Source organism: Marinobacter sp., from assembly GCF_041690455.1.
GTDB lineage: Bacteria > Pseudomonadota > Gammaproteobacteria > Pseudomonadales > Oleiphilaceae > Marinobacter.
In genome coordinates, this window is record NZ_JAWLHI010000025.1 from 1 (window position 1) to 25,113 (window position 25,113).

The 25,113-nt window shown below is 59.9% G+C and carries 28 protein-coding genes and 1 tRNA gene; 19 read left to right on the top strand and 10 right to left on the bottom strand.

Annotation, left to right across the window (positions count from 1 at the left end; genetic code table 11):
- The first annotated feature begins 209 nt into the window (after nt 1–209).
- The 7 genes from ACESMW_RS07800 to ACESMW_RS07830 all read left to right on the top strand — a co-directional run bounded on the left by ACESMW_RS07800 (nt 210) and on the right by ACESMW_RS07830 (nt 7,689).
- Nucleotides 210–1,493: an MFS transporter gene (locus tag ACESMW_RS07800; protein ID WP_372986484.1), complete on the top strand. Its 1,284-nt coding sequence runs from the start codon at nt 210–212 to the stop codon at nt 1,491–1,493.
- 163 nt (nt 1,494–1,656) lie between these two features.
- On the top strand, nt 1,657–2,082 hold the full coding sequence (gene slyA, locus ACESMW_RS07805; RefSeq protein ID WP_372986485.1) for a transcriptional regulator SlyA: 426 nt from the start codon (nt 1,657–1,659) through the stop codon (nt 2,080–2,082).
- A gap of 10 nt (nt 2,083–2,092) precedes the next feature.
- Nucleotides 2,093–3,484, top strand: a complete 1,392-nt coding sequence (locus ACESMW_RS07810) for a DHA2 family efflux MFS transporter permease subunit (protein ID WP_372986534.1) — start codon at nt 2,093–2,095, stop codon at nt 3,482–3,484.
- A gap of 225 nt (nt 3,485–3,709) precedes the next feature.
- Entirely contained in the window at nt 3,710–4,279 is a 570-nt protein-coding gene (locus tag ACESMW_RS07815; RefSeq protein ID WP_372986486.1) for a TMEM165/GDT1 family protein, read from the top strand.
- A gap of 50 nt (nt 4,280–4,329) precedes the next feature.
- The gene (locus ACESMW_RS07820; RefSeq protein ID WP_372986487.1) at nt 4,330–5,379 is read left to right on the top strand and encodes a L,D-transpeptidase family protein; all 1,050 of its coding nucleotides are present in this window, start codon (nt 4,330–4,332) and stop codon (nt 5,377–5,379) included.
- Nucleotides 5,380–5,401: 22 nt separating this feature from the next.
- Nucleotides 5,402–6,859 carry an NfeD family protein gene (locus ACESMW_RS07825; protein ID WP_372986488.1) on the top strand — a complete coding sequence of 486 codons (1,458 nt, stop codon included), beginning with the start codon at nt 5,402–5,404 and terminating at the stop codon, nt 6,857–6,859.
- A 38-nt stretch (nt 6,860–6,897) separates the two neighbouring features.
- Nucleotides 6,898–7,689 (top strand): slipin family protein, encoded by a 792-nt coding sequence (locus ACESMW_RS07830; RefSeq protein ID WP_372986489.1) that lies wholly within the window; start codon nt 6,898–6,900, stop codon nt 7,687–7,689.
- 59 nt (nt 7,690–7,748) lie between these two features.
- Here the strand turns inward: ACESMW_RS07830 and ACESMW_RS07835 are convergent, their stop codons facing one another.
- The 3 genes from ACESMW_RS07835 to ACESMW_RS07845 all read right to left on the bottom strand — a co-directional run bounded on the left by ACESMW_RS07835 (nt 7,749) and on the right by ACESMW_RS07845 (nt 10,623).
- A complete protein-coding gene (locus ACESMW_RS07835; RefSeq protein ID WP_343812900.1) occupies nt 7,749–8,027 on the bottom strand; it encodes an Lpp/OprI family alanine-zipper lipoprotein in 279 nt (92 codons plus the stop codon).
- A gap of 202 nt (nt 8,028–8,229) precedes the next feature.
- Complete coding sequence (locus tag ACESMW_RS07840; RefSeq protein WP_372986490.1) at nt 8,230–8,790, bottom strand: murein L,D-transpeptidase family protein; 561 nt, start codon at nt 8,788–8,790, stop codon at nt 8,230–8,232.
- 108 nt (nt 8,791–8,898) lie between these two features.
- The gene (locus ACESMW_RS07845) at nt 8,899–10,623 is read right to left on the bottom strand and encodes a potassium/proton antiporter (protein ID WP_372986491.1); all 1,725 of its coding nucleotides are present in this window, start codon (nt 10,621–10,623) and stop codon (nt 8,899–8,901) included.
- Between the two features lie 71 nt (nt 10,624–10,694).
- Between ACESMW_RS07845 and ACESMW_RS07850 the strand changes: the two genes are divergently transcribed.
- Nucleotides 10,695–10,768: transfer RNA gene (locus ACESMW_RS07850), tRNA-Gly, on the top strand.
- Nucleotides 10,769–10,803: 35 nt separating this feature from the next.
- On the opposite strand, the gene ACESMW_RS07855 is transcribed toward ACESMW_RS07850, so the two are convergent.
- Nucleotides 10,804–12,114, bottom strand: coding sequence for an NAD(P)/FAD-dependent oxidoreductase (locus ACESMW_RS07855; RefSeq protein ID WP_372986492.1), 1,311 nt, complete (start codon nt 12,112–12,114; stop codon nt 10,804–10,806).
- A 242-nt stretch (nt 12,115–12,356) separates the two neighbouring features.
- On the opposite strand from ACESMW_RS07855, the gene ACESMW_RS07860 reads away from it, so the two are divergent.
- Together ACESMW_RS07860 and ACESMW_RS07865 are read left to right on the top strand one after the other, a co-directional pair.
- The gene (locus ACESMW_RS07860; RefSeq protein ID WP_372986493.1) at nt 12,357–12,923 is read left to right on the top strand and encodes a TIGR00730 family Rossman fold protein; all 567 of its coding nucleotides are present in this window, start codon (nt 12,357–12,359) and stop codon (nt 12,921–12,923) included.
- Nucleotides 12,924–12,955: 32 nt separating this feature from the next.
- Nucleotides 12,956–14,344 carry an alanine/glycine:cation symporter family protein gene (locus ACESMW_RS07865; protein ID WP_372986494.1) on the top strand — a complete coding sequence of 463 codons (1,389 nt, stop codon included), beginning with the start codon at nt 12,956–12,958 and terminating at the stop codon, nt 14,342–14,344.
- A 35-nt stretch (nt 14,345–14,379) separates the two neighbouring features.
- Here ACESMW_RS07865 and ACESMW_RS07870 read toward each other — a convergent pair whose 3' ends face one another.
- Entirely contained in the window at nt 14,380–14,562 is a 183-nt protein-coding gene (locus ACESMW_RS07870; RefSeq protein ID WP_372986495.1) for a hypothetical protein, read from the bottom strand.
- 90 nt (nt 14,563–14,652) lie between these two features.
- Nucleotides 14,653–15,096, bottom strand: a complete 444-nt coding sequence (locus ACESMW_RS07875) for an ankyrin repeat domain-containing protein (RefSeq protein WP_372986496.1) — start codon at nt 15,094–15,096, stop codon at nt 14,653–14,655.
- A 176-nt stretch (nt 15,097–15,272) separates the two neighbouring features.
- Here ACESMW_RS07875 and ACESMW_RS07880 point away from each other — a divergent pair, with 176 nt between their 5' ends.
- Together ACESMW_RS07880 and ACESMW_RS07885 are read left to right on the top strand one after the other, a co-directional pair.
- Nucleotides 15,273–15,896: a YbhB/YbcL family Raf kinase inhibitor-like protein gene (locus ACESMW_RS07880; protein WP_372986497.1), complete on the top strand. Its 624-nt coding sequence runs from the start codon at nt 15,273–15,275 to the stop codon at nt 15,894–15,896.
- 111 nt (nt 15,897–16,007) lie between these two features.
- On the top strand, nt 16,008–16,859 hold the full coding sequence (locus ACESMW_RS07885) for a UDP-2,3-diacylglucosamine diphosphatase (RefSeq protein ID WP_372986498.1): 852 nt from the start codon (nt 16,008–16,010) through the stop codon (nt 16,857–16,859).
- Here the strand turns inward: ACESMW_RS07885 and ACESMW_RS07890 are convergent.
- Both ACESMW_RS07890 and ACESMW_RS07895 read right to left on the bottom strand, forming a co-directional pair.
- Entirely contained in the window at nt 16,848–17,000 is a 153-nt protein-coding gene (locus ACESMW_RS07890; RefSeq protein ID WP_372986499.1) for a hypothetical protein, read from the bottom strand. The genes ACESMW_RS07885 and ACESMW_RS07890 overlap by 12 nt on opposite strands.
- A gap of 139 nt (nt 17,001–17,139) precedes the next feature.
- Nucleotides 17,140–17,742 carry a TetR/AcrR family transcriptional regulator gene (locus tag ACESMW_RS07895; RefSeq protein WP_372986500.1) on the bottom strand — a complete coding sequence of 201 codons (603 nt, stop codon included), beginning with the start codon at nt 17,740–17,742 and terminating at the stop codon, nt 17,140–17,142.
- A 113-nt stretch (nt 17,743–17,855) separates the two neighbouring features.
- Between ACESMW_RS07895 and ACESMW_RS07900 the strand changes: the two genes are divergently transcribed.
- From ACESMW_RS07900 to ACESMW_RS07910, 3 genes are all read left to right on the top strand, one after another.
- Nucleotides 17,856–18,410, top strand: coding sequence for a carboxymuconolactone decarboxylase family protein (locus tag ACESMW_RS07900; RefSeq protein WP_372986501.1), 555 nt, complete (start codon nt 17,856–17,858; stop codon nt 18,408–18,410).
- A gap of 90 nt (nt 18,411–18,500) precedes the next feature.
- Nucleotides 18,501–19,193: a TVP38/TMEM64 family protein gene (locus tag ACESMW_RS07905; RefSeq protein WP_372986502.1), complete on the top strand. Its 693-nt coding sequence runs from the start codon at nt 18,501–18,503 to the stop codon at nt 19,191–19,193.
- Nucleotides 19,194–19,285: 92 nt separating this feature from the next.
- Nucleotides 19,286–20,143: a DUF547 domain-containing protein gene (locus ACESMW_RS07910; RefSeq protein ID WP_372986503.1), complete on the top strand. Its 858-nt coding sequence runs from the start codon at nt 19,286–19,288 to the stop codon at nt 20,141–20,143.
- A 71-nt stretch (nt 20,144–20,214) separates the two neighbouring features.
- Here ACESMW_RS07910 and ACESMW_RS07915 read toward each other — a convergent pair whose 3' ends face one another.
- Nucleotides 20,215–20,373 carry a hypothetical protein gene (locus ACESMW_RS07915; protein WP_372986504.1) on the bottom strand — a complete coding sequence of 53 codons (159 nt, stop codon included), beginning with the start codon at nt 20,371–20,373 and terminating at the stop codon, nt 20,215–20,217.
- 226 nt (nt 20,374–20,599) lie between these two features.
- Between ACESMW_RS07915 and ACESMW_RS07920 the strand changes: the two genes are divergently transcribed.
- Genes ACESMW_RS07920 through ACESMW_RS07930 form a run of 3 tightly spaced genes read left to right on the top strand, consistent with a single transcriptional unit; the run spans nt 20,600 to nt 23,006 of the window.
- Nucleotides 20,600–21,559, top strand: coding sequence for a sulfurtransferase (locus tag ACESMW_RS07920; protein ID WP_372986505.1), 960 nt, complete (start codon nt 20,600–20,602; stop codon nt 21,557–21,559).
- A gap of 23 nt (nt 21,560–21,582) precedes the next feature.
- The gene (locus tag ACESMW_RS07925; protein ID WP_372986506.1) at nt 21,583–22,797 is read left to right on the top strand and encodes a YeeE/YedE family protein; all 1,215 of its coding nucleotides are present in this window, start codon (nt 21,583–21,585) and stop codon (nt 22,795–22,797) included.
- Between the two features lie 14 nt (nt 22,798–22,811).
- Nucleotides 22,812–23,006, top strand: coding sequence for a hypothetical protein (locus ACESMW_RS07930; RefSeq protein WP_372986507.1), 195 nt, complete (start codon nt 22,812–22,814; stop codon nt 23,004–23,006).
- On the opposite strand, the gene ACESMW_RS07935 is transcribed toward ACESMW_RS07930, so the two are convergent.
- Nucleotides 22,992–24,182, bottom strand: a complete 1,191-nt coding sequence (locus ACESMW_RS07935; protein WP_372986508.1) for an ADP-ribosylglycohydrolase family protein — start codon at nt 24,180–24,182, stop codon at nt 22,992–22,994. The genes ACESMW_RS07930 and ACESMW_RS07935 overlap by 15 nt on opposite strands.
- A gap of 166 nt (nt 24,183–24,348) precedes the next feature.
- Between ACESMW_RS07935 and ACESMW_RS07940 the strand changes: the two genes are divergently transcribed.
- Nucleotides 24,349–25,074 carry a cytochrome c peroxidase gene (locus ACESMW_RS07940; protein ID WP_372986509.1) on the top strand — a complete coding sequence of 242 codons (726 nt, stop codon included), beginning with the start codon at nt 24,349–24,351 and terminating at the stop codon, nt 25,072–25,074.
- The last annotated feature ends 39 nt before the right edge of the window (nt 25,075–25,113 follow it).

The following is a 25,113-nucleotide window of genomic DNA, read 5'->3' on the forward strand; positions in this document are numbered from 1 at the left end:
CTTGATGTGGAACCACCACACCTGCGGACAGTCGCCTTGGCCAGAAGCCTCAGCGTCACGCAGTAGGTTAACGAATTAGCCAGACGGGACACTAGTAGCCTGCATCCGGCGCCACTGGTCTAATGCCGTGCCGGCACAGTCCGGAGGCTGGTGCTATCTTTTGGCCCAAATACTTACAGTCTGTTGTCTGCCGCCCGGAGCCCGTTGTCATGACCCGAATGGTCGCTTCCCTGTCTGCTCTGATTCTGAGCATTGTGCTGCTGGTGAGCGGTAATGCCTTCCTGATGACCCTGCTGGGCATCCGGCTGAGTATCGAGCAGGTGGCTCCGGACGTGATTGGCTGGGTGCTGGTGTGCTACTCCATCGGTTTCGTGCTCGGCACCCTGTATGTACACCGGGTAATTGGCCGGGTAGGCCATATTCGGGCGTTTGCGGTGTTCGCGGCCATGGCCGCCGTGGCGTCCCTGATGTATCCCATGGCGGTGTCCATGGTGTTCTGGGCGTTCCTGCGGGTGCTCTCCGGCTTCAGTATCGCCGCCGTCCTCGTGGTGATCGAGAGCTGGTTCTCCAGCCGCGCCACCAATGCCAACCGCGGTGCCCTGTTCGCGGTGTACCAGATTGTCTTCTATCTGTCGGCGGCGGGCGGCCAGTTGGTGGTCAACGTGGGCGATCCAGCCAATTTCATGCCCTTCTCTCTCGCTGCAATCTTGTTGACCCTTGCGCTGGTGCCCCTGTCTCTGACCCGGATGGAAGCGCCCGCCATCGAACAGGCCAGTCGAATGTCCATCTTCACCCTGGCCCGTCAGTCCTTCTCCGGGGTTGCCGGTGCGCTGATCTGTGGCGTCATGATTGGTGGCTTCTATGCCCTGGGGCCGGTCTACGCCACCCTGGTGGGCCTGGACGTGGCAAAGACCTCCACCTTCATGGCCAGTGCCATCGTGGCGGCGATGATCCTGGCCTGGCCGCTCGGCCGCGTATGTGACCGGTTTGACCGTCGCCGGGTCATGTTCTGGGTGGCACTGGTTGCGGCGGCGGCGGCCGGGGCCGTTGGTGTCCTGGAAACGACGAATCTCGCAATGCTGACTTTGCTGGTGGGGCTGTTCACCGGCCTCTCAGCCAGTGTGTATCCCATTGCCGTGGCGATTACCAATGACCGGATGGAAACCAGCCGGATAGTCTCGGCCAGCGCCACCCTGTTGCTCAGTTACGGCGTTGGCAGCGTAATTGGCCCCATTGTCATGGCCGAACTGATCGGGCTCCTGGGTCCCAGGGGGCTGTTCCTGGGTAACGCCGGATTCCTGGTACTGCTGGCGATGATCACCAGTTACCGCATCAGTCACACCGACGATGTACCGGTGGAGGAGCAGGAGCACTTCGTGCCCACCATGCCCGAGAGCTCTCCGGTGCTGACCGAAATGGATCCGCGGAACGAGGAATTTCACGAGTCTGCCGAGGTCGAAGAGATGAAGGAGGAGCTGCGTCAGACCGGCTGACCCGGCTTCCTCTCGGTTTTCCCGATTATATTTTTGATCTGATATCTGTTTTTATTTCAATGGTTAGCATACTATTGGTGACTTTCCCATAATGTGAGTTTTTTGGCCGATAGCCCCGGTACTTTCCAGTGACCGGGCGGCCACTGGACAGGAGTGATAACCCATGAGAGACCAGTTTCCCTTTGCCGTTGCCCGGGTTACCCGCCGCTGGCGGAAGATGCTGGACGAGCGTCTGAAGGATCTGGGTGTGACCCAGGCCCGCTGGAGCACCATGGTCTACCTGCAGCAGGGCGGTGAGGGACTTACCCAGCGCGAACTTGCCAGCCTGATGGCGATCGAGAATCCCACGCTGGTGCGGCTGCTGGACAGCCTGGAACAGCAGGGGCTGATCGAGCGCCGGCCCTGCCCCAATGACCGCCGGGCGCGCCGCCTGCACCTGACTGATGCCGGTCGGGCATTCATGGATGATCTCTCCGAGCGTGCGGCCAAATTGCGCGAGGAAATGCTGGAAGGCATCAGCGATGAGGATATCGAAAGCGCGCTGAAAGTGTTCCAGAAGATCATGGAAAACGCCGAAAAGCAGAAGTAGGAGCTTCATCCTGGCGGATAATTCGATCGACGGACTCCGGGCCCGTTACGGCGATCGCTGGCGCTGGCTGGCGGTGTGCACCGTAATGCTGGGCACAATGGCCACGGTACTCAGTGCCACGGTGGTCAACGTGGCCCTTCATGGCATCATGCTGGAGTTCGGTATCCGCCAGGGCCAGGTTCACTGGCTTGCGACCGGTTTCATCGCCGCCATGACCACCACCATGCTGGCTTCCTCCTGGTTGCTGGATCATTTCGGTGTCCGCAAGACCCTCGCCGGCGCCATGGTCCTGTTCACCCTGATTTCCATTGTCGGCGGCTTTGCCGGGACGCCTGGGCAGTTGATTGCCGCCCGGATCGGGCAAGGCGCCATGGCGGGGCTGATGCAGCCCATGGGCATGTATCTGGTGTTCCGGATTTTCCCCAGGGAGCGCCGGGGTCAGGCCATGGGCATCTACGGCATGGGTGTCATCCTGGCTCCTGCCCTGGGACCGGTGCTGGGGGGCTTCCTGGTGGACCAGCTGAGCTGGCGTTACGTCATGTTTGCACCGGCTCCGGTCACGATGCTGGGTGTTTTCATGGCCTGGCGGTTCCTGCCGCTGCCGCCGTCCCGTCCCGAACCTTACCGTTTTGATCTGCCGGGCCTGCTTCTGCTCGGGGCAACCATCGGCCTGGCCCTGGATACCCTCAACCGCATGCAGGAGCTTGCCGGGGCCGAGTGGCGCATCGGCCTGCAGGCGTTGGTGGCCGCCATACTGCTGGGGCTGTTCGTGGTGCGGGAGCGGTCCGCCCGGCATCCGCTGGTCAACATCGCGCTCCTGCGTAACCCCGCGTTTGTCTATGCCAACCTGGGTGCCATGGCCCTGGGGCTTGCTTTGTTCGGATCCACCTACCTGGTTCCCCTGTTTGTCCAGACCTCCCTTGGGTTCAGTGCCACGGAGGCGGGATTGCTGATGCTGCCGGCCGGCATCGTGCTGGGCATAACGTTTCCCCTCGCCGGGCGGCTGGCGGATCGCCAGAGTGCCCGCAAGCTGGTGGTATTCGGCATTGCCATGTTTGCGGCCTCGGCGATGCTGTTTGCGGTGTCGGATGTAACCCTGGCTTTCGGCTGGCTGGCCCTTTGGACCATCCTGGGGCGTATCGGGATCGGCTTCATGCTGCCGGCATTGTCCACCGGCGCACTCAACCCGCTCAAGCCGGAACAGCTGGGTGCGGCTTCCAGCACCATCAATTTTACCCGACAACTGGGCGGCGCCTTCGGTGTCAACATCGTGGCCCTGACCGTGGAGTTCGGGGAGCACAGCGACGGCCTGCCCACCATCAATGCCTTCCACAGCGCCTGGTGGCTGGTGGCCGTATTTGTGGCCGTGGCGGCGGTTCCGGTGTGGCGGATGCGGGCATAGTTGCGATACCGGCCTTAATTGGATAGCATTCACCCTCCTTCAGGGGAGTAGCCTCCGCGCCGGATGATCCGGCCGGACGGTGGTCAACATACTTGGGGCTCAATCCCCATGGCCACCGTGTCCCGCGTTCGCAATGCCGGGATTGGCAAGACCTGAGGCAGATCACCTCCAAAGGGCGGAAGGTGGGCTGTCTCATGTCTTGGATATCCGCCCTGGAGTTGTTTGATGGACGCCTTTCTCGCCTCTACTGCTGCCGTTGCCATCGCCGAAATCGGCGACAAGACCCAGCTGCTTTCCCTGTTCCTCGTGGCCCGCTACGCCAGGCGCACCCCGATCATCCTGGGTATCCTGATCGCCACCATCCTCAATCATGCGCTCTCGGCCTGGCTCGGTGCCTGGATTGCCAGCTTCATCCCGGAAGCCTGGCTGCCCTGGATTCTTGCATTAAGCTTTGTTGCTATTGCCCTGTGGCTGCTGATTCCCGACAAGGATGACAGCGAGGATTCCAAGTTTCTGGGGATGGGCGCGTTCATGGCCACCACCATCATGTTTTTTCTCGCGGAGATCGGTGACAAGACCCAGGTGGCCACGGTTGTGCTGGCGGCGAAGTTTACCGACACATTCTGGGTTATCATGGGGACAACCGTGGGGATGTTGCTGGCCAACATACCGGTTATCATGGCTGGTCGCTGGCTGATGGAGCGGATGCCCCTGGCAACGGCGAGAATCAGCGCCAGCGTCCTGTTTGTTCTCCTGGCGATAGTGACCGTCTGGACCACGGCCATGAACTCCTGATTGGGTTTACTGTCACCGTTAGCGTGCACACTGAATTTCGGAACAGAACTATGCGGTTTGGAAAGTATTGGAACATTCTGGCGCTGCTGGTTGCCCTGGCGACTGCCCAGGCGATGGCGGCGACAGATGCCGCTTCGGATAAAGAGTCTGAAGCCGAGCCTGACCGGAGCCCGCGGGTCCCCACCTTCGAGCTCAAGGGTGACCTCGCCGGTGAACTGCAGGCGTTTACCACCCGCTACGAGGATACCTTTGCCAACCTCGGAAACCGTCTGGCCCTGGGTTACCTGGAACTGGTGAAGGCCAATCCCGGCGTGGACCCCTGGCTGCCCGGGGAAGGCACGACCATCACCCTGCCCCGCCAGTATGTGATTCCCGACGAGGCCCGCCGCAAGGGTATCGTGATCAACCTCGCCGAGTACCGCCTGTACTACTTTACCGGGGATGGTGGTGTGCAGGTCTACCCGGTCGGGGTTGGTACCGAGGAGAATCCCTCGCCCCTTACCGATGCCGAAGTGACCATGCCGCTGGAGTCGCCGGCCTGGTACCCGCCGGCCAGTATCCGCGCCGAGTACGAGGCCAATGGCGAATACCTGCCCAAGATGATCCCGCCCGGCCCCGGTAACCCGCTGGGCACACACGCCCTGTTGCTCAGCGAAAAAGGCTACCTCATCCACGGCACCAATAAGCGTTTCGGGGTCGGGATGGCGGTCAGCCATGGCTGTTTCCGGATGTACAACGAGGACATCTCCCGTTTTATCTACCAGGTGGACAAGGGGACACCGGTCCAGGTGATCCGTGATCCGGTCAAGATCGGTATATCCGGAGGGGAGGTGTGGCTCGAGGTTCACCGTCCCGATGAGGATTATCCCCGGGAGGACCGGGACGAGCTCTGGCAAAGGGTCTTCGCCGAAGTCGAAGCGTTCCGCCAGCAGAATCCGGCGGTTGAGGTGAATCGCCGTGCCATCGAACTGGCAGTGGACCAGGCTGATGGTATTCCCACCATGATTGGAGAGCAGCTCACCCAGGTTGCCACCGACGAGAGTGCCGGGGAGGAATCTCCTGAAACAGGGAGTGGGCCGGAGCAAAAACTCTACTTCTGATGACTGAAAAGGGGGACGTGCCATGCAAGGGAAGCAAGCCATCAGAGCCGGAAAGTCCCGGCGACTGAACCTGTTTTCGGCGGTCTTTCTTCTCGGGGCTTTGCTCGCCGGAATCTCCCTCTCGCACCAGTTGCTTGCCCAGAACGGTCCGGACCGGGCCCTTGTGCTTACCGTCCAGGGTGCCATTGGCCCGGCGACCATGGACTACGTGACCCGGGGCATCCGACGCGCCGAGACCGAAGGCATGGGACTGGTCGTCATCGAGATGGATACGCCGGGCGGTCTGATGGACTCCATGCGGGAGATCATCAAGACCATCCTCGTTTCCGAGGTGCCGGTGGCAACCTATGTCTCTCCCCAAGGCGCCCGGGCCGCTAGTGCCGGCACTTATATCCTCTACGGCAGTCACATTGCCGCCATGGCCCCGGCCACCAATCTTGGCTCGGCGACACCAGTCCAGATGGGCGGTATTCCCGGGACCGAGCCCACGGAGCAGCCCGCTGAACCGCAGGAAACGGAGCAGGCACCCGAATCGGATGGCACGGCGGACGAACAGGAAGACAGCAAGCGTCGGGGCGAAACCGCCATGGAACGGAAGGTCCTGGAGGATGCGGTCAGCTATATCCGGGGTCTGGCGGAACGCCATGGTCGTAACGCCGACTGGGCCGAACAGGCCGTGCGGGAGGCCGTCAACCTGGGTGCCTCCGAGGCCCTGGAGCGTAACGTGATCGACGTGGTGGCGCCCAACCTGCGGGATCTGTTGCGCCAGATCGATGGCAGGACGGTTCGGATGGCTTCTGGTGACTTTACCCTGAATACCGCCGATCTGGAGCTGGTGCGCGCCGAGCCGGACTGGCGTACCAACTTGCTGTCGGTGATCACCGATCCGAATGTGGCCTACTTTCTGATGATCATCGGCTTCTACGGCATCATCTTCGAGCTGGCCAATCCCGGTGCCATCGTGCCTGGCGTCATCGGCGCCATCAGCCTGATCCTCGCGCTTTTCGCCTTCCAGGTGTTGTCGGTGAACTATGCCGGCCTGGCACTGATCATGCTCGGGCTGGCCTTTATCGTCGGCGAGGCCTTCGTGCCGAGTTTCGGCATACTGGGGGTCGGGGGCATTGTTGCCTTTGTCGCCGGTTCGGTGATCCTGATGGATGGCAGTCACCGGGATATCTCATTACCCACCATCGGTGGCACCGCGATCGTGGCGGCGGGCTTCATTCTCTGGACGGTGACCCGCTTTATTGGTCTGCGACGCAGACATCCGGTCAGCGGTTCGGAACAGCTAACCCACGAACAGGGCGAGGCATTGGATGACTTCACCCCGGGCCATGAGGACTACACTGGTCATGTGCGTATCAGTGGCGAACGCTGGAATGCCCGCAGTGAGCAGTCGGTAACGGCTGGTGATCGCGTGCGGGTCACTGGCATTGAAGGTTTGACGGTAACCGTCGAGGTCCTCGAAGACGAAGGCTGACCCGACGTTCAAAAGTTCACGGCAAACAAGGAGGCCGTATGATTGGTGATCTGATTCCCTATCTTGCACCCGCGGTGGTGTTACTGCTGATCCTCGGGTCGGCGATCAAGATCCTGCCCGAGTATGAGCGCGGCGTGGTGTTCTTCCTGGGGCGCTTTCAGGGCGTCAAAGGGCCGGGCCTGATCATTGTCATTCCCGGTATCCAACAGATCGTCAGGGTGGATCTGAGGGTCATTGTGCTGGATGTGCCAAGCCAGGACGTCATCTCCAAGGACAACGTGACGGTGCGGGTGAATGCCGTACTCTATTTCCGTGTGGTGGATCCGGAGCGGGCCATCATCCGGGTCGAGGATTACAACTCGGCCACCAGCCAGCTGGCCCAGACCACCCTGCGTTCGGTGCTCGGCAAACACGACCTGGACGAGATGCTCTCGGAGCGTGACAAGCTCAACGCCGATATCCAGGAAATCATCGATTCCCAGACCGAGGACTGGGGCATCAAGGTGGCCAACGTGGAGATCAAGCATGTTGACCTGAACGAATCCATGATCCGGGCGATTGCCCGTCAGGCCGAGGCTGAGCGGGAACGCCGGGCCAAGGTGATTCATGCCGAGGGTGAATTACAGGCGTCGAAGAAACTGGTAGAAGCGGCCCAGGTGATGTCTGCCGACTCCGGGGCCATGCAGTTGCGTTACCTGCAAACCATGGCGGATATGAGTGGCTCGAATTCTTCGACTATCATGTTCCCGATGCCCATGGACCTGCTCCGGCCTTTCATGGAAAAGTCGTTCCGCAACAAGCAGGGTGGATCCACCGAGTCCCCTGAATAGGGGGGACAGGCACAAAAAAAGGCCGGGAATCCCGGCCTTTTTCAGCTAGAGCGAGCCAATTACTTCTGGCTGGCGCTCTGCAGCATGCGCTTGGCACGCTCGTTGGCTTCGTCTGCAGCTTGCTGGGCTGCGCGGGCAGCGGCCAGGGCTTCTTCTGCAGTCTGCTGCGCAGTGCGTGCGTCAGAAGCAGCGCTGTTGGCAGTGTTCAGTGCGTTCTCAGCGGTCTGCTCTGCAGAAGTTGCAGTAGCATTGGCCTCGTCGATGGCAGCCTGGTTGCTGGCACAGCCGGCAGTCAGAGCAGTAGCCATTGCAAACCCAGCGATCATCAGTTTACGCATAGTAAATCCCCTTATTGGTCGTTTTATGTCCTGAGTCTCGGAAGTGAGTATAGACCACTTCCTGTAAAACCGGGTCCGACAGAAGATCTTTTTCCGTCGGAGTCGTTAAACAGTGTAAAACACTCCGAGACAAAATGTTAACTAAGGATACGCAAAATTTCTTAGCTTATGACAACAACTTAATCGTGGTGTCATGCCTTATTCACGGAAGAATGCGGATCGGGGTTCCATTGGAGACCAATTGCCAGATCTCATCCATGGCTTCGTTGGTGACGGCAATGCAGCCGTCGGTCCAGTCCAGACCGACATAGGCAAACGCCATGTCGCCGGCTTCGTTGGGCAGGCCGTGGATCATGATGCTGCCGCCGGGATCGAGTCCCCAGGCCTCGGCCAGTTCGCGATCCCGTGGGCTGGGGTAGGAAATGTGGATGGACTTGTAGAAATCGCTCTGGTGATTGCGCCAGTCCAGGACGTATTCACCTTCCGGCGTGCGTTCATCACCCTCGTAGAGCTTGTGCCCTTCGGGGTTGTCGCCAAGCGAGATGCGGTAACTGCGAACAACGTCCTCGCCGTCCAGCAGATAGAGCTGGCGTTCGGCTTTTTTCACCAGCACTTCGCTGATGTCGAAACGGTCCGGTTTGAACGATTGTGGGTCGGGCATGCGAACGTCTGCCTTCGCAAGCAGATCCGAGGCAATGGCAGTCCCTGACCCCAGCACCATAACGATAAATAGACAACGGCAGACGTTTCGAAGCAAACCCATAACCCTGACTTACCAAACATTAATATTTCTGCAGCGCCGTTTATATCATAGCTCAGGGTGAGGCTGTTAAGGGGTTTTGTTAAGTTTTATAGCCATCCCTTACGCCGCTCAGTCATTTTGTGACCTGTCCATCTTCATGCCCACCTTGGTGACCCGGTCGGCTTCTGTCGCCCGGGCGACCAGGGTAACCGGTCCCAGGGTCACGGTATCACCGACGACAGGGTGTCCCTTGGTACGTCGGGAGAAGCACTCCGCCAGGGTGATGTCCGGGGAAAGTTCATCGAACTCGATGCCATACACCTGTTCCACATCCCCGAGCAGCGCGTCCCCGTTCAGCACGAAGTCCCCGAAGAAGGCCCGTTCTGCCAGGTATTCCGGTGCATGGCGGCCGCTGAGCGCCTTGCCCAGTTCCGTAAGCACGCCGGGAGTGGCAAACATGGCGACCATATCGCCACTGGAGACTTCCAGGTCCGCCTTCGGCTGCAGGCAGACCCGGTTGCGGAACACGCCGGCCACGGCGGTATTTGCCGGGAACCTCAGCTGGCCCAGGCGCCGGGGTGTTTCCCAGTTCTTGCCGCGCAAGGGAAACAGCATCAGCTCGTGATCGCCAGCGGCGGGGGCGTCCAGGGGAAGACGACGGTAGGGGTCGTCACTGGCCGGCACTTCCAGCCGGAGTTTTCGGGCCAGGGGCGCCATGGTGGTGCCCTGAACCACCAGGGAAACCAGCACGATGAAGAAGGCGGCATGGAAGACCTGCTGGGCCTCTGGCAGGCCGGCGATGATCGGAAACAGCGCCAGCACGATCGGCACCGCCCCTCGCAGGCCGACCCAGCCGATAAAGCCGAGCTCCCGGCGTTTGAAGCCGAAAGGCCAGAGGGTGGCGAAGACGGTGGCTGGTCGGATCACAAAGATCAGCGCCAGGGCCAGGATCAGGCCACTGCCGGCCAGGGGCAGCAGCTCGGAGGGCGAGACCAGCAGGCCCAGCATCAGGAACAGGCACAGCTGGGCGAGCCAGGCGAGGCCGTCGTGCACCTGCAGGATCATCGGCATCATTCGCACCGGCCGGTTACCGATCACCACCCCGGTCAGGTAGATGGCCAGGAAACCGGAGCCACCCAGGGCATTGGTGGCGGAGAACACGGAGATCCCGGCGGCCGCCACCAGAAGCGGATACAGGGACGGGGTCAGGCGGATACGGTTGGCCAGCTCCACCACGGCAAAGCCCCCGGCCAGGCCGGCAATACCGCCAATACCGAATTGTTTGACCAGCATAATCAATGCCGACCAGGTAGCGCCCGTCCCCTCGTTTCCGATCAGGGTGACCAGTAACAGGGTCAGGAAAATGGCCATGGGATCATTGCTGCCGGATTCGATCTCCAGGGTGGCGCTGACCCGCTCGTTCAGGTGTAGCCCCCGGCCCTGGAGCAGCGAAAATACCGCCGCGGCGTCGGTGGAGGAGATAATGGCGCCAATGAGAAGGGCGGTCAGCCACTCCAGGTCAAATACCCATCGGGCGACCACCGCCGCACCGGCGGCGGTCATGAAGACACCGAGGGTGGCCAGCACCAATGCCGGTCTCAGGCCCACCCGGAAGGTTTCCGCCCGGGTGCGCATGCCGCCGTCTAGCAGGATCACCCCGAGAGCCAGGTTGGCGATCAGGAACGCCAGTTCGAAATCATCGAACTCGATGCCGCCGGGGCCATCCTCGCCCATCATCATGCCCACCACCAGGAAAATCAGCAGCACCGGCATGCCGACGCGGCTGGACAGCGGGCTGAGCACGATACTGATTACCAGCATCAGGGCTCCGACAAGGGTAAGGGTGGGGTCCATTCAATCTCCAGACACAAGGCTTGCCCAAACGCAGGCCGTCCGCTTATATTTCACTCGCGGCCAATGCTTATGCGGGTGTAGTTCAATGGCAGAACGGCAGCTTCCCAAGCTGCATACGAGGGTTCGATTCCCTTCACCCGCTCCACCCGCTCCACCCGCTTTCCCGGGCCGGCTTTCCCTTCAGTGTAGTTTCAGACGCGGGTGCATGGCACGGCTGATTTTATCCATCAGCCAGATGATGCCTGTCCGCACAAACCCGTGCAGGGCCACCTGGTGCATGCGGTACAGGGAGACATAGAACAGTCTCGCTACCTTGCCCTCGATGTACATGCTGCGCCCGGACAGGTTGCCCATGAGGTTGCCTACCGTGGTGTAGCGGCTGAAGTTGATCAGCGAGCCGTGGTCGTTGTAGACAAAAGGCACATCTTCCTTACCTTCGAGACGGTTGCACAGGGTCTTGAACAGGGCATCGGCCTGCTGGTGGGCGGCCTGGGCCCGGGGTGGCACCGGCCGGTCGGAGTCCGGTTGCGGGCAAGCGGCGCAATCCCCCAGGGCGAACACGTCGACATCCTGGGTGGTCTGCAGGGTCTGTTCCACCACCAGCTGGTTGCCCCGGTTGACTTCCAGCCCGTCCAGCTCGGCCAGGAAGGCGGGCGCTTTGATTCCGGCGGCCCAGATGGTCATTTCCGACGGCAGTTCGGTGCCGTCTTTCATGATGATGCTGTTTTCCCGGACTTCGCTCACCGGCTGGCCGGTCAGTACCTGGACATGCTGGCGCTCCAGTTCCCGCGTGGCCGCGGCGGAGAGTCTTCCGGGCAGGGCGGGCAGAATACGGTCGGCTGCCTCGATCACTGAAATGGAAACGTCCGAGGGCTGGAGGTGGTTCATTCCGTAGACCGGCAATTCGCGGGACGCCAGGCGCAACTCGGCGGCAAGTTCCACCCCGGTGGCGCCGGCACCGATAATGCTGATGTTGAGGGTGTGCTCATGGCCCTGGAGCGCTTCGTGGTTCTTGCGCAAAAACGCGTTCAGCATCAGGTTGTGGAACCGCCGGGCCTGTTTCAGGCTGTCCAGGAACAGGCAGTGCTCCTGCGCACCGGGAGTGCCAAAATCGTTGGCGGTGCTGCCGACAGCGATCACCAGGGTGTCGTAGCTGATGGTCCGAGCTGGCACCACCTCCCGGCCCTCCTCGTCATGAAACGGGGCAATGACCAGTTCCTTCGCCTTGCGGTCAAGCCCGCTCATACGCCCGAGCTGGAATTCGTAATGGTGTTTGCGAGCGTGAGCGCGGTAGTTGATTTCGTTGGCGCTGGCGTCCAGGGATCCGGACGCGACTTCGTGCAGCAGGGGTTTCCAGACATGGGTCAGGCCGGCATCGACCAGGGTAATCCGGGCTCTGCGCTTCTTGCCCAGCTTGTTGCCGAGGCTGGTGACCAGCTCCAGACCGCCGGCGCCGCCGCCGACCACCACGATATGAGGAAGGTTATCCATAACTGTCAGACCTTTAAGTGAAGAGAGCCAAGCACTCTTGTGGCCAAAAGTGCTTGGCTGTCCTCACTGGGAAAGGCATCGTTAAAGGTAGGGTGCTAATGCTGCCGAAGTAATACTAACGCGGAGCCGGTCGCCGGCACAATTAAACTGAAGGCGCGTTTGCCTCCCCCGAAATATTTAACTGCTTTGGTTAAACGCACATACTGTGTGACATTTCAGCAGTCGGAAAACGGGAGAAGTCGATGAAAGTGGCGGTCTATTGCGGGTCCAGGTCCGGCAACAATCCGGTGTTCGTGGACAAGGCCAGGGAGCTCGGTACCTGGTTCGGTAACCATGGTATTGATGTGGTCTTTGGTGGCGGCCACGTTGGTTTGATGGGCATCGTGGCCGATGCCACTCTGGCCGCCGGAGGCCGGGTCTATGGTGTGATTCCCGAGAGCCTGAGGGACAGGGAGCTGGCCCATGACCGCCTGACCGAACTGCATGTGGTCCGTGACATGCACCAGCGCAAGGCCCGGATGGCAGAGTTGGCCGACGGCTTTCTTGCCCTGCCAGGCGGTATCGGAACCCTGGAAGAACTGTTCGAGGCCTGGACCTGGGGGCAGTTGGGTTTTCATCAGAAGCCCTGCGGTCTGTACAACATCAACGGCTTCTATGACCCGTTGCTGGCCATGGTGCAGACCATGCAGGAAAACGGCTTCATGAACCAGGAATACATCGACATGATCATCCGGGCGGAGACTCCCGAGGCCGTGATTGAAGCCTTCGGTAACTATCGACCGCCACATGAGAAATGGCCGTTAGAGTGATACGGCAATAGAGCGGGCAGGGATAGCGCAACATGCAGGAGCTGGTTGATCAGATCTGGACGATCATCTGGGGGCCGTTGACCATCCTGCTGCTGGTGGGCACAGGCCTGTATCTGAGCATTCGGCTTCGTTTTATCCAGCTCCTGCGGCTCGGGCTGTCAATGCGGATCATGAGCGGGCGGGATGCCGAAAAGTCCCGGGTCGGGGAGTTGAGCCATTTCTCTGCCTTGACGGTCGCCCTGTCCGCAACCATCGGCAATGGCAATATCGCCGGTGTGGCCACCGCCATCGCCCTGGGGGGGCCCGGCGCCATCTTCTGGATGTGGGTCACCGCCGTCGTCGGCATGGCCACGGTGTTTGCCAGCACCACCCTGGCCCTGAAGTTTCGCAATTACGACCCGGAGACCGGCTATGCCGGCGGCCCGATGTATTACATCGAGCGTGGGCTGGGTGCAAAATGGAAGCCCATGGCCCAGTTCTTCGCCCTTTGCGCCGTCGTTGCCGCCTATGGCACAGGCAATATGGTGGAGGCAAACTCGGTAGCCGACACTATGGAGTTTTCCCTGCGGGATATTCTCGGCTATGAATCTTCCGGGCAACGCGTGTTCGGAGTCAAGCTGGCTATCGGCGTTGTCTACGGATTGCTGATCTGGATGGTAATCGTCGGCGGTATCCGGCGCATCGGCTCGGTGGTTTCCCGTCTTGTACCCCTGATGTTCGTCGTCTACGTGGGCAGTGCGCTGGTGGTACTGGGCCTGAACGTGGGGGCTATTCCCGGGGCGTTCGCTCTGATCTTTTCCGATGCCTTTACCGGAACCGCGGCCACCGGAGGGTTTGCCGGTGCTGCGGTGATGACCACCATCCAGTTCGGTGTGGCCCGCGGGGTATTCAGTAACGAGGCCGGTTTGGGAACCACCCCCATTGCCATGGCCGCGACCCGAGTGGATGAGCCGGTGCGGGCGGGGCTGGTGGCCATGAACGGACCTCTGTTTGACACTCTGGTGGTTTGCACCATCACGGCATTGGTGATAATCACCACCGGCGTCTGGACGACCGGTGTCAGCGGTTCAGAACTGACAACCATGGCGTTCAATGCCGCCGTGCCGGATCTTGGTAAACTGGCGGTGACGGTATCACTGCTGTTCTTTTCGTTTTCCAGTGTGGTCGGCTGGAGCTACTACGGGGACAGGGGGATCGGCTACCTGTTCGGCAACAAGCCGGTGCGGCTATACCGGAACCTGTTCTGCCTGTTGCTGCCGGTGGGTGCGGTGATGGATCTTGAGCTGGTATGGGCGCTGTGTGACATCGCCAACGGGCTGATGGCCGTGCCAAACCTGATCGCACTCCTGTTGCTTTCGCCCCTGGTAGTCCGGCTGACAAAGGATTACTTCCTGCGCCGGACAGCAGATGCGGCACTCTGACGGCGATCATCAGAGCGCCGGTGGGGAGTCCGGAATCAGCCGCTTTCCTCGCCCCGGGCCTTTTTCAGCTCTTCCAGTTTCTCGTGCAGCAGTTTCTCCAGCTTGATCAGCTGCTCACGATTCTTCTCGTTGGGTCTGTTGGTGTACAGGTCCACGTAGGTCTGGGTCACCGAACTCAGAATCGGATGCAGTTTCTTGTAGTCCTCTTCTTCACTCATACTCGCTCTCCTTGATGTGGGCTTTCTGATAGTAACTATGGTAGATCTGGCGTCATGATCAAGGGCATTTGCCCGAAGCTTTGACCCGGGTCATTCCTTGTTCTCTCTAGCCAATCGTTGTGCGGCATCGGAGGCTCCGTTGATTTCCGCGAGGTCCAGGGCGCGGGCCCCATCCCTATCGGTGACCTGAGGATCGGCTCCGGCCTGTAGCAGAAGCTCGAGTATTCCCACCTCATTGGTCATTGCTGCAGACATCAGCGGCGTTCGCAGCTGGTTGTTGGCCAGGTTGGGGTTGGCACCTTTCTCCAGCAGGAAGCGGACGGTGTCGGTATGGTTATGGCCGGTGGCCAGCATCAGCAGACTGTCACCGTCACTGGTCCGTATATCCACAGGCACGCCAGCCTCCAGTAGCGGCCGGAGCATGCGAGTGCCGCCGTTCCGGGCGAGGTCAAACGTGCCCTGGGCAAGGGCGATGGCATCCTCGTCCTTCTGGCTTTCGGGCTGCTGTGGACTGCCTGGGTTCTGGTCGCTCATAGTGACCTCGATCTCCGTCGGTTGGGGTATGGCAATGGCCAAACGTGGCATCCGCCGTCGTCTGCTAATCTGGACATAGGGTTGATACCACTGTTAAAACCGTTTGTATCAAAGATCTGGTCGCCAATTGGCAAAATCAACCAGGTCGCCGTCAATTATCAACAGGAGGCATTGCTGTGAAACTGCAGGTCCGAGGAATTGAAGAAGGTCAGCCGATCCCCGAGAAGTTCGCATTTGGCGTCTACAGCGAAGAAGACCATATGAGCTTTGGTCCCAATAAAAACCCCGAGATAACCTGGGAGGATGCTCCCGAGGGAACCAAAAGCTTTGTGGTCATGATGTTTGATCCGGATGTGCCAAGCGCGGCGGATGACGTGAACCAGGAGGGCAAAACCGTTTCGAAGGACCTGCCGCGGGTGGATTTCTTCCACTGGCTGCTGGTGGACATCCCTGCCAACGTGAACCGGATTCCCGAGGGCGAGGACAGCGATGGCGTAAGCCCGAAGGGCAAGGACCATGGCCCCGGCCCGATTGGTGTGCGCGGTGTCAATAACTACACCCAGTTCCTGGCAGGCAATCCGGACATGGCCGGTACCTACGCCGGCTATGATGGTCCCTGCCCGCCGTGGAACGATGAGATCATCCATCACTACCATTTCGAGGTTCATGCATTGGATGTGGCAAGCCTGGGCCTTGAGGGTGAGTTCGATGGCAACGATGTCCGGGAAGCCATGAAAAGTCATGTGCTGGACAGTGTCCGGGTGACGGGGACCTACACTCTGAATCCGGACCTTCGATAATGTCTGGCCGTTAACCAAACTGTCTTACGGGCGTAACCCGGTTGTCACCGGAGCTTGCCAAGGTTCTCTCAAGGACACCTGACTGCAAGCTCCGGCGAAACGGGAGGCACCGTGCGACAGTATCGCAGTGTATTCATTTCCGATGTCCACCTGGGAACGGCCGACTGCCAGGCCGAGTACCTGTTGGATTTTCTGCACAATATCCGGTGCGAAACCCTGTATCTGGTCGGTGATATTGTCGACCTGATTGCAATGCAGCGGCGCTCCCATTTCCCGGAGTCCCACCGCAAGGTTATCCACAAACTGATTGATATGGCCGCGTCCGGCACCCGCGTCGTCTACATTCCCGGCAACCACGACGAGTTCTTCCGGCGTTTCTGTGGCCAGACCCTGTCTGGTATCGAACTGAAATACAAGGCGATTCATGCCACTGCGGATGGCCGGCAGTTCCTGGTGTGTCACGGGGACCAGTTTGACCAGGTGGTGCGCTGCAGCCCACTGATGCTGCTCGTCGGTGACCGCGCCCACGGGTTGTTGCTGCGCCTGAACCGCTGGTTCAACGCTCTGCGCCGGCTGCAGGGTAAACCGTACTGGTCACTGGCGGCCTGGGTGAAGAGCCGGATCGGCAGGGCGCGTACCTTCATCCGCCGGTTCGAGCTGGCGGCGCTGACGGTGGCGGAAAAGGGCCATTACGACGGCTTTATCTGTGGCCACATCCATTCCGCAGGATTCCTGCGCAGTGAGGACGGGCTGTATTGCAATGACGGTGACTGGGTGGAGCACTGCACGGCGCTGGTGGAGCAGGAGAACGGGAGACTGGAGCTGTTGCACTGGTCCGAATCCCCCTCCGTACTGGCGGTGGAGCCGGATGCGCCCCATCCGGAGGTGTGCGGAGATGCCCGGCCAGTGCTCGATAGCGTTCCGGCCGGGTTTGTCGAGCAGGTGAATCGCCTAGCCAGCTGAGCCGTGGTCTTCATCCCCCGGGCTCTGGAGGCAGGTTGCCTTGTTGCCGCATTCGGCATCTTCCTTGCTGACCCCTTCAGCCTGGGCAGTTGCACCCATGGCGAAAGCGAACAGGATACCGATCAAGGTCAGGATTCTCATGGTTGTGTCCTCCGTGTTGCTGATTGCCCGCCACTTGTTTAAGGGTTCAAGAGGCGGTGTTCGCAATATGGACACACGAGATCAGGGAGCGTTACAGAGCTGCTCGAAGATTGGCTTCTTATTTCTTTAAGGGCCGGGGTCAGTCCGCACGATAGGCGTCGAGAATCCTCGCCATATCATCACCCAGGGCTTCCAGCTCATCATCAGGGAGGTTGCGCTCGGCGATGGAGCGTAACCCCATGATCTGGCTTTGCAACAGCCGGGCAAGGCGACCGGGATCGACGGATTCCCTCAGTTCACCCTGTTCCCTGGCCTGCTCAAGCAAATCCGAGAAGGACTGCTCTATCGCTCCCAGAATCGCTTGCGCCTGTTCGGACAGCCCCGCGTGGGTATTGCTGGATTCAAGAAGGGTCTTGACGATCAGGCAGGCACGGGAGGGCGCGGTGCCTTTTTTGGTACAGCCCTGCGCAATCCGGCGCAGATAGTCCTGCAGCCCTTCGATGATGGAATCGTAACAGGCCATGTGCTCGGCCAGCTCCGCGCCGCCGGCTTCGGCATAGCGGGTCAGGGCTTCCGAATACAGACCATCCTTGCTGCCAAAGGTGGCGTAGATGCTGCCGGGCCGCATATCCAGGGCCTGCTCGATCTGCTTCATCGAACTGCCATGGTAGCCCTTTTCCCAGAACAGGCTGACGGCCCTCGTGAGGGCGGATTCCCGATCATAACTTGGAGGTCTGGGCATACCGATACCATCTACCGTTACTTTGAATGTTCGCTCAATTATATCTTGAATGACTGCTCAATAACAGTTAGTCTCGATGTTGTTGAGTAAACATTCAAAAACGGAGCTGCACCATGGCTGATTTCAAGTTGCATGACACCGAATCTGCGCCGGAAGGCGCCAAGCCACTTCTGGAGAAGTCGCAAAAAGGTTTCGGCATGATTCCGAGCCTGCACGCAGTAATGGCGGAATCCCCCCAGGTGCTGGAGGCGTATCAGAAGCTGCATCAGCTGGTGCTGGACAGCAGTTTCGATAACGACGAGAAAACCGTTGTCTGGCAGACCATCAATGTCGAGAACGCCTGCCATTACTGTGTGCCGGCACATACCGGCATCGCCAAGATGATGGAGGTGTCCGACGACATCATTGAGCCACTGCGTAACGAGACACCGCTTCCGAACGAAAAGCTCGAAGCGCTTCGCGATTTCACCCTGGCGGTGATGCGCAAGCAGGGGAACGTTAGCGAGGAAGACCTGGATGCATTCTTCAAGGCAGGCTACGGTCATCGGCAGGTGCTGGACGTAATTCTGACCCTGTCCCAGAAGACCATGAGCAACTACATCAACCACATTGCCCAAACGCCGGTTGATGAGCCGTTCCAGAAGTTCGCCTGGAGCAAAAACCAGTAAACCTCTGGTTCAGGCCGTGTGGTTGATTCCACACGGCCTGCCAGCGTTTTTTTACCTTCCCGATGCCCCTGTGACGGGTAGAATACTCCGATGATCCGTTCACAGTGGTTGTTTCGTCTTTCTTTCCTGGCCCTCGTTGCGTTACTGATGGCCGCTATCTGGCTGCTGCTCCGGCAGCTGGGCATGCCCGCCAGCCTGGCGCCCGCAGCCCTGTCAGACTGGCTGATGCACCAGGGTATACTCGGGCCTGTGTTCCTGATGCTGATGATGGTTCTTGCCGTCGTCGTCGGGCCGATTCCCACGCTACCCATCAGTGCTGCCGCGGGTCTGGTCTATGGCATGTTCACCGGTACGGCCATTGCCGTGGCCGGGGCGCTTGCCGGCTCCCTCATCGCCTTTTACCTGGCACGGATCCTCGGGCGGGAGGCGGTACAACGCAAGCTGGACCAGAACCCGGTGTTCTCGGCCCGGGGGTCCCAGAGGTTTCTGTTCGTTGCGGTATTGTTGACCCGTCTGATTCCCCTGTTCTCCTTTGCTCTGATCAGTTACGCCGCCGGGGTCACGGCCATCCAGCTCTGGCGCTATGCATTGGCCACGGCCCTGGGGATGTTGCCGATGACCTTCGTTTTTGCCGGGCTCGGCCACAGTTTCGAGCTCAATCCGGTGCTGACGGTAATCGCCGCAGCCACCGTCCTGTTGGTCATGAGCACCTTGCCTTTGTACCTGGGCCGTCGCCCGCAATCCCGCCTTGCCCGTTGGCTGCATCTGGATGGCAGGGTGTGAGCATCTGCTCCGACGCTGTAACAGTTGAGCGCCGTTCGGGTCTGTAGCCACGTCTTCTGATTTGAAACGAACCGACTGAGCGAGGAGTGGGAATGCATCTCAAGCGGTCTTTTTCGATTTTTGTGGTCCTGACCCTGGTGCCAGTCCTGGCGTGGGCAGATATCAACCCCGGTCTTTTCCGGGAGTATCAGGGACTGCTGACCGAGTATCTCACGGAGCAAACCCTGCCTGGTAACGGCCTGGTCTCTGCCTTCGACTATGAAGCTGCACTGGTGGATGACAGGTTGGCAAAGACGCTGGCCAGCCAGGGCAAGGCACTGGAGCAGTTCAATCCGGAGACCCTGGATGGGCGTGAGGAGTCGGTGGCGTTCTGGATCAACGCCTACAATTTTTTCATGCTCGCCCAGATCCTGACCGAAAGGCCGGATGGCGAGCTGGTCTCGTCGGTCTGGGATTACGGGGGGCGGCTGAATCCGTTCGTCGACAGCATCTTTGAACGGAAAACGTTTGTGATTGGCGATGAGCGTTTCTCCCTGGATGGTATCGAGAAGGGGAAATTGCTCGGTAAGGATTATCAGTCCCGGGGGTGGAGGGACGCCCGTGTTCATTTTGCAGTGAATTGCGCCTCGGTCGGCTGCCCACCTCTGCGGCAACAGATTTACACTGCGGACAACCTGGAGGCCATGCTGGAAGAGAACACCCGGCGTGCACTCAACACTCCTCATCATCTCAGGATAAGCGGCGACACCCTTCACGGCACGGAACTGTTCAAGTGGTACGAGCAGGACTTTGTTGAAGCGGAGGGTTCCGTGCGGAGCTTCATTCAGCGCTGGGCCAGTGACGGGGTGGCCGACCAGGCAAGCGATACGTCGGAGCTGGAATACATTGATTACGACTGGTCACTGAACCGCCCGTCCAATTTCTCTACCGGTAATTTTGACCAGGAATAAGTCGGATCGGCTGGCATGGCAGTGCAGTGCACGGCGAGGCAGGGATGCCCCGCCGTGCCCATATGTGGAGGTTATTTTGCGGATACCCGCACATCCGCAACAGAGTCAGCGGTTTTATTGGGGTAGCTGCGGGCCTCGTTGATGTCATCCGCCTTTCCATTCATGGCCAGTGCTGTGGTGGCAGACATGGCCAGAACTAAAGAAGCCAGAATCAGGGTGATCTTTTTCATGATCCATACTCCATTGCCGTTTCAGTGATGGCAGCGTCTTTCGCGAAGTCGTTGCCGTTAGCGTATAGACACTGGAGTCGTGGGGGGCGTTACAGCGGAGCTGGCTTTTGAGTGGAAATTTTTCTCATTTGGATAGTTCCAAAAGATATAGATGTTCCTATTTTAATAACGCCAATCGTCAATCATAATGATCATTCAAAATCAATCTCCCTTTGGAGGTGCGCCCATGATTCGTTTGGCGACATTATCAGTTCTGTTTCTGTTCAGCGCCTTCTGCTACGCGGCCAAGGCCCAGGTGCCAGCCCTGGTGGACGCTGCCTGGTTGAATGACCGTCTGGGCGATGACCAGCTGGTGGTTCTGGATGTTCGCTCCGGCATTGATAACGGTGGTGACCGGAGCAGCTTCCAGCAAGGACACATCCCTGGCTCCGTCTATAGCAGCTACACCAATGATGGCTGGCGGGAAACCCGGGACGGCGTGACCGGCGTGATGCCCCCGGTTCGGTCTCTGGAGCGCCTGATTGGTGGTCTGGGCATTACCAATGACGCGACGGTGGTTGTCGTGCCCGCCGGAACAGGGGTAACCGATTTCGGCAGTGCGGCCCGGGTCTACTGGACCTTCCGGGTGTTGGGACATGACGCGGTAACGATCCTCAACGGTGGTTTTGCCGGTTGGGAAGCGGCGGGCTATAACGTTGCCACGGGCGATGGCGCAGGCTTGCCGGTGGCGCAGTTCGAGGGCGAGCTTCAGGAACCTCTCATGGCCAGCCTCGAGGAGGTCCAGCAAGCCCGAGAAACCCAGGCGCAGCTGGTAGACGCCCGCCCGGCAGATTATTTCCGGGGCGAGACCAAGTCGCCGGCGGCCAAAGCACCCGGCACCATTCCCGGTTCCCGGAACCTCCCCCATGACTCGTTCATCAACCAGCAGGACCAGGTGTTCTATCTGAACCGGCAAGCGATTACCGAAAAGGTAAACACAGCCGAGCTGGACCCCGGTGCCCGCACCATTGCCTTCTGCAACACCGGACACTGGGCCGCCACCGACTGGTTCGTGCTGAGCGAGTTGGCGGGTTTCGAAGAAGTGGCGCTGTACGATGGCTCCATGGCGGAATGGTCCCAGGACAGTGACCGCCCGATGCAGGTGGCGAAAAAAGGCCTCAGCAAACTGCTGGACCTGTTTAACTGAATGCCTGATTAGATGGAAACGAGATGACTGACTCCGCAGTTCTTCAGCCGGATCTCCAACAACCACCCTGGCAGGTAGACCGGTTTATTGTCTCGACCGCGTTGGCGGGCGTCGCTCTGCTGGGTGGGTTGATCTGGCTGGAAACGGCCCCCTTCATGGTGGTGCTGTTTGTGGTAGGCACCGTGCTGGGTATGGCCCTCTATCACGGTGCCTTCGGCTTTACCGCCGGCTGGCGCAACCTGGTGGTGAAAAAACGCGGCGCGGGCATGCGCGCCCAGCTGCTGCTGTTCGCGGTCAGCTCCCTGGTCATGGTGCCCATGCTCCATAGTGGTCAGGAAGGTCTGGTGGGTGCGGTGGCGCCGGTGGGCACTTCCCTGGTGGTTGGCTCATTCCTTTTTGGCATCGGTATGCAGCTGGGGGGTGGTTGTGGTTCCGGTACCCTGTTCACCGTGGGAGCTGGCAACATTCGCATGGTGGTCACACTGGTCTTTTTCATTGCCGGTGCCGTGCTCGGATCCATCCACCTGCCCTGGTGGCTGGATCAGCCCGGGTTCGATCCGGTACCACTGGTGAACAGCTTTGGCGTCAGCGGTGCTATTCTGGTGCAGTTTGTCGGTCTGGGATTGATCGCCTGGTGGGTCAACCGCATCGAGTGCAAGGCCCATGGTTCGATCGAGCGGGATGAACTGCTCTGGAAAGGCCAGAGCCACGGTGTGCTCAGAACTTTGCTGAGTGGTCGCTGGCCCTTCACCTGGGCCATCCTGATTCTCGCGGCCGGCAATGCCCTGACCCTGGCCATCGGCGGTGCCCCCTGGAGCATTACCTTCGCCTTCAACGTCTGGGGCGCAAAGGCTCTGGAAGTGGTCGGTGTGAACATGGCCCAGTTCGAGTTCTGGTCCTGGGATTACCCCGCCATGGCCCTGAAGGATTCGGTGCTGACCAACATCCCCTCGGTGATGAATTTCGGGTTACTGCTGGGCGCGATGCTGGCGGCGGGTCTGGCTAACCGTTTCAACGAGGCCAGTCGTAACCGGCCAGAAGGTCGCCAGTTCCTGGCCGCCGTGGTGGGTGGTTTGCTGCTGGGTTATGGTGCCCGGCTGGGGTTTGGCTGCAACATCGGCGCGCTGTTTTCCGGCATTGCCTCGGCCAGCCTGCATGCCTGGATCTGGTTTGCCTGCGCGTTTGCCGGTTCACTGATCGGAATCCGGCTCCGGCCGTGGTTCCGGCTGCCAAACTGACGCGGGAGGACACCATGGAAAAAGCTTACAGTCGAACCCGCATTCTGGTCATGTTCGGGGTGATTCTGGTGCTGATCATGGCCGATCACCTGAGCAGCCCCACCTTTGCGTTCAATTCCGGTCAGGGCAACGTGGAAACGGCCTTGATGCAGCGGGATGAAACCGCCTGTGCGCCCTGCGGGGCGCCTTGCCCGTCAACGCGAGACTGACCAGGTCCGGTTTACCAGCGCTTCAATATCCCGGAGGATCGCAGGCGCTTCGGTGACCCGCGTCAGCCAGCTGAGCGGGATACCGCGCTCACCGCCAACTCCGTGTATCGCTGCTATAGCCGGGCCAATAATCCAGGCTCGGCCACAGGAATCGCCACCACAGTGAATATTGGCGCGAATCGCCTCTGTATAACTTCTGGCGTGGGTCAGAATATGGAAGATCACCGGCATGGCTTCATGCAGGTAGCAGGTGCGGCCGAATGTGTCGCCGGCCTGTATCGCATCCAGCGATGAACCGGACTGGGCCCTGGCCAGGCTGGCCTGGTCCGGAGCTTCGGCTTTGGCCGTTTCCAGAGCCGCCGACATCGACTCGCCCCGGAAAAGAAGATCCAGAAGCCGCGCCGCGCACTTTGCCCAGACCACCGCTTCGTCATTGTGATTGGTGACCCGGACAGCGGCTTCGGTAAGCTCCATCAATCGATCACTGCCGCAATAACTGGCCACCAGGGGCGGCAGCTTGGATACTGCGGGCAGCTGCATGTCGTTGGCGCCGCTTTCCGGCAACAGGTGCTGGTCGATGGTTTCAGCGAGGTAAACGCCCGCTTCCTGAACCTCCGATTCATGGTAGGTCAGGTCGATGGCCCTGCGAACCGGTTCCGCCAGCTGCTCGCCACTCAGGCGCCGCGTGTAGGGCAGTACCTTCTGCACCAGTATCCGCCTTTGCTGATCGGTCAATTCGGCCCTGACGGTTGATTGGGCCTGTTCAATGGCTTCCTGCTCAATGGTGTTCAGGTTGTTCAGGGTGACCCGCGACGGGTTGTCGATATAGCCCTGCCACTGACCACCAGGCCCGAAGTACGCTCGAAAACGGCGCTGGTAATCGCGGATATCCAGCCTGCCCTCGTTTGCGAGCAGGGTGTCGGTGATCACATTGGTGGCAGCGCCATAATGACTGACGTCGCCAACCTGTTTGCCCTCATGGGCAAAGTAACCGAATCCGCCTTTGAAATAATCGTCATCCGGTGGCAGGAATTCCGGTGATTCACCGCCTACTTCCAGAATGCGCGCGCTGTCATACAACCAGTGCAGACCAAGGCTGGCTGAATCCCCGACCCAGCCTCCGGCCAGTGCGGCGATTACGTTAGGTTTTCTGTCGTTGGGCAGGTTGTTGGTCATCGGGAACCCTCATCATTAATGCGTGGCTCATGGATTAGTCGCCGATTGCTTTTTCAGACCGGTGTAATAGTTCCGGAACTCATGTGTCTCCTACCTGACCGCCCCTTCGGGTGGTGGCGGGCCACGAAGGCCCCAAATCATAACTCCATGATCGGGGAGAGAGACAATGTCCACAATTCATCCTCTGAGAAATGCGATTCGCACTTCGTTCGAACATCGTCGCGCCACCTGGTGGTCTGCGGCCCTGGTGACGGCCATGCTGGGCACCGGCGGGCTCGCAGCGGCAGCCTGTAGCCCCTGTTCTCCGTGCAAGAACAAGTGCAAGGCAGAGCAGTACTGCAAGGCCGGGTGTAACCCTTGCGCCGCCAAAAACCCTTGTGCCACCAAAAATCCCTGTGCCGCAAAAAAGGTCTCCAGGCCGGCCAACTATCAGCCCTATGAGGGGAATCCCAGCAAGCTGATGGCGCTGGGGGAGAAGCTGTTCAACGATACTTCCCTCAGCGGGAATGGTCTGTCCTGCGCGACCTGTCATAACGATGGTGCCGGCTACAACGCCACCTTTGCCAACGCCTATCCGCACTCCGTGGCCATGGCTCGCGACATGTTTGGTATGGATTCGGTGCATCTGGATGAGATGGTCCAGATCTGCATGGTTCAGCCCATGGCAGCCGAGCCACTGGACTGGAGTGGGGAACAGCTGGCGGCACTCACCACCTATATGGGTAAGGTCCAGGAGCAACTGGCGGCCAATCCCTGTGCCCTGAAGGGCGGTAAATGCGGTGCCTGCAACCCGTGCGCCGGTAAAAAACCCTGCGCCACGAAAAATCCGTGTGCGGCGAAGAACCCCTGTTCCGCCAGTGCCGGGAAACGGCGGGCAGATGCCGCTGCCTGAGGTTGCTGCAAATGTTCATGGGCGCGGCTTCCGGGAATT

Bases quoted from the DNA above. Each gene is read 5' to 3' on its own strand.
- ACESMW_RS07800 (WP_372986484.1), top strand. From the start codon at position 210: ATGACCCGAATGGTCGCTTCCCTGTCTGCTCTGATTCTGAGCATTGTG.
- slyA (WP_372986485.1), top strand. From the start codon at position 1,657: ATGAGAGACCAGTTTCCCTTTGCCGTTGCCCGGGTTACCCGCCGCTGG.
- ACESMW_RS07815 (WP_372986486.1), top strand. From the start codon at position 3,710: ATGGACGCCTTTCTCGCCTCTACTGCTGCCGTTGCCATCGCCGAAATC.
- ACESMW_RS07820 (WP_372986487.1), top strand. From the start codon at position 4,330: ATGCGGTTTGGAAAGTATTGGAACATTCTGGCGCTGCTGGTTGCCCTG.
- ACESMW_RS07825 (WP_372986488.1), top strand. From the start codon at position 5,402: ATGCAAGGGAAGCAAGCCATCAGAGCCGGAAAGTCCCGGCGACTGAAC.
- ACESMW_RS07830 (WP_372986489.1), top strand. From the start codon at position 6,898: ATGATTGGTGATCTGATTCCCTATCTTGCACCCGCGGTGGTGTTACTG.
- ACESMW_RS07835 (WP_343812900.1), bottom strand. From the start codon at position 8,027: ATGCGTAAACTGATGATCGCTGGGTTTGCAATGGCTACTGCTCTGACT.
- ACESMW_RS07840 (WP_372986490.1), bottom strand. From the start codon at position 8,790: ATGGGTTTGCTTCGAAACGTCTGCCGTTGTCTATTTATCGTTATGGTG.
- ACESMW_RS07845 (WP_372986491.1), bottom strand. From the start codon at position 10,623: ATGGACCCCACCCTTACCCTTGTCGGAGCCCTGATGCTGGTAATCAGT.
- ACESMW_RS07855 (WP_372986492.1), bottom strand. From the start codon at position 12,114: ATGGATAACCTTCCTCATATCGTGGTGGTCGGCGGCGGCGCCGGCGGT.
- ACESMW_RS07860 (WP_372986493.1), top strand. From the start codon at position 12,357: ATGAAAGTGGCGGTCTATTGCGGGTCCAGGTCCGGCAACAATCCGGTG.
- ACESMW_RS07865 (WP_372986494.1), top strand. From the start codon at position 12,956: ATGCAGGAGCTGGTTGATCAGATCTGGACGATCATCTGGGGGCCGTTG.
- ACESMW_RS07870 (WP_372986495.1), bottom strand. From the start codon at position 14,562: ATGAGTGAAGAAGAGGACTACAAGAAACTGCATCCGATTCTGAGTTCG.
- ACESMW_RS07875 (WP_372986496.1), bottom strand. From the start codon at position 15,096: ATGAGCGACCAGAACCCAGGCAGTCCACAGCAGCCCGAAAGCCAGAAG.
- ACESMW_RS07890 (WP_372986499.1), bottom strand. From the start codon at position 17,000: ATGAGAATCCTGACCTTGATCGGTATCCTGTTCGCTTTCGCCATGGGT.
- ACESMW_RS07895 (WP_372986500.1), bottom strand. From the start codon at position 17,742: ATGCCCAGACCTCCAAGTTATGATCGGGAATCCGCCCTCACGAGGGCC.
- ACESMW_RS07900 (WP_372986501.1), top strand. From the start codon at position 17,856: ATGGCTGATTTCAAGTTGCATGACACCGAATCTGCGCCGGAAGGCGCC.
- ACESMW_RS07905 (WP_372986502.1), top strand. From the start codon at position 18,501: ATGATCCGTTCACAGTGGTTGTTTCGTCTTTCTTTCCTGGCCCTCGTT.
- ACESMW_RS07910 (WP_372986503.1), top strand. From the start codon at position 19,286: ATGCATCTCAAGCGGTCTTTTTCGATTTTTGTGGTCCTGACCCTGGTG.
- ACESMW_RS07915 (WP_372986504.1), bottom strand. From the start codon at position 20,373: ATGAAAAAGATCACCCTGATTCTGGCTTCTTTAGTTCTGGCCATGTCT.
- ACESMW_RS07920 (WP_372986505.1), top strand. From the start codon at position 20,600: ATGATTCGTTTGGCGACATTATCAGTTCTGTTTCTGTTCAGCGCCTTC.
- ACESMW_RS07925 (WP_372986506.1), top strand. From the start codon at position 21,583: ATGACTGACTCCGCAGTTCTTCAGCCGGATCTCCAACAACCACCCTGG.
- ACESMW_RS07930 (WP_372986507.1), top strand. From the start codon at position 22,812: ATGGAAAAAGCTTACAGTCGAACCCGCATTCTGGTCATGTTCGGGGTG.
- ACESMW_RS07935 (WP_372986508.1), bottom strand. From the start codon at position 24,182: ATGACCAACAACCTGCCCAACGACAGAAAACCTAACGTAATCGCCGCA.
- ACESMW_RS07940 (WP_372986509.1), top strand. From the start codon at position 24,349: ATGTCCACAATTCATCCTCTGAGAAATGCGATTCGCACTTCGTTCGAA.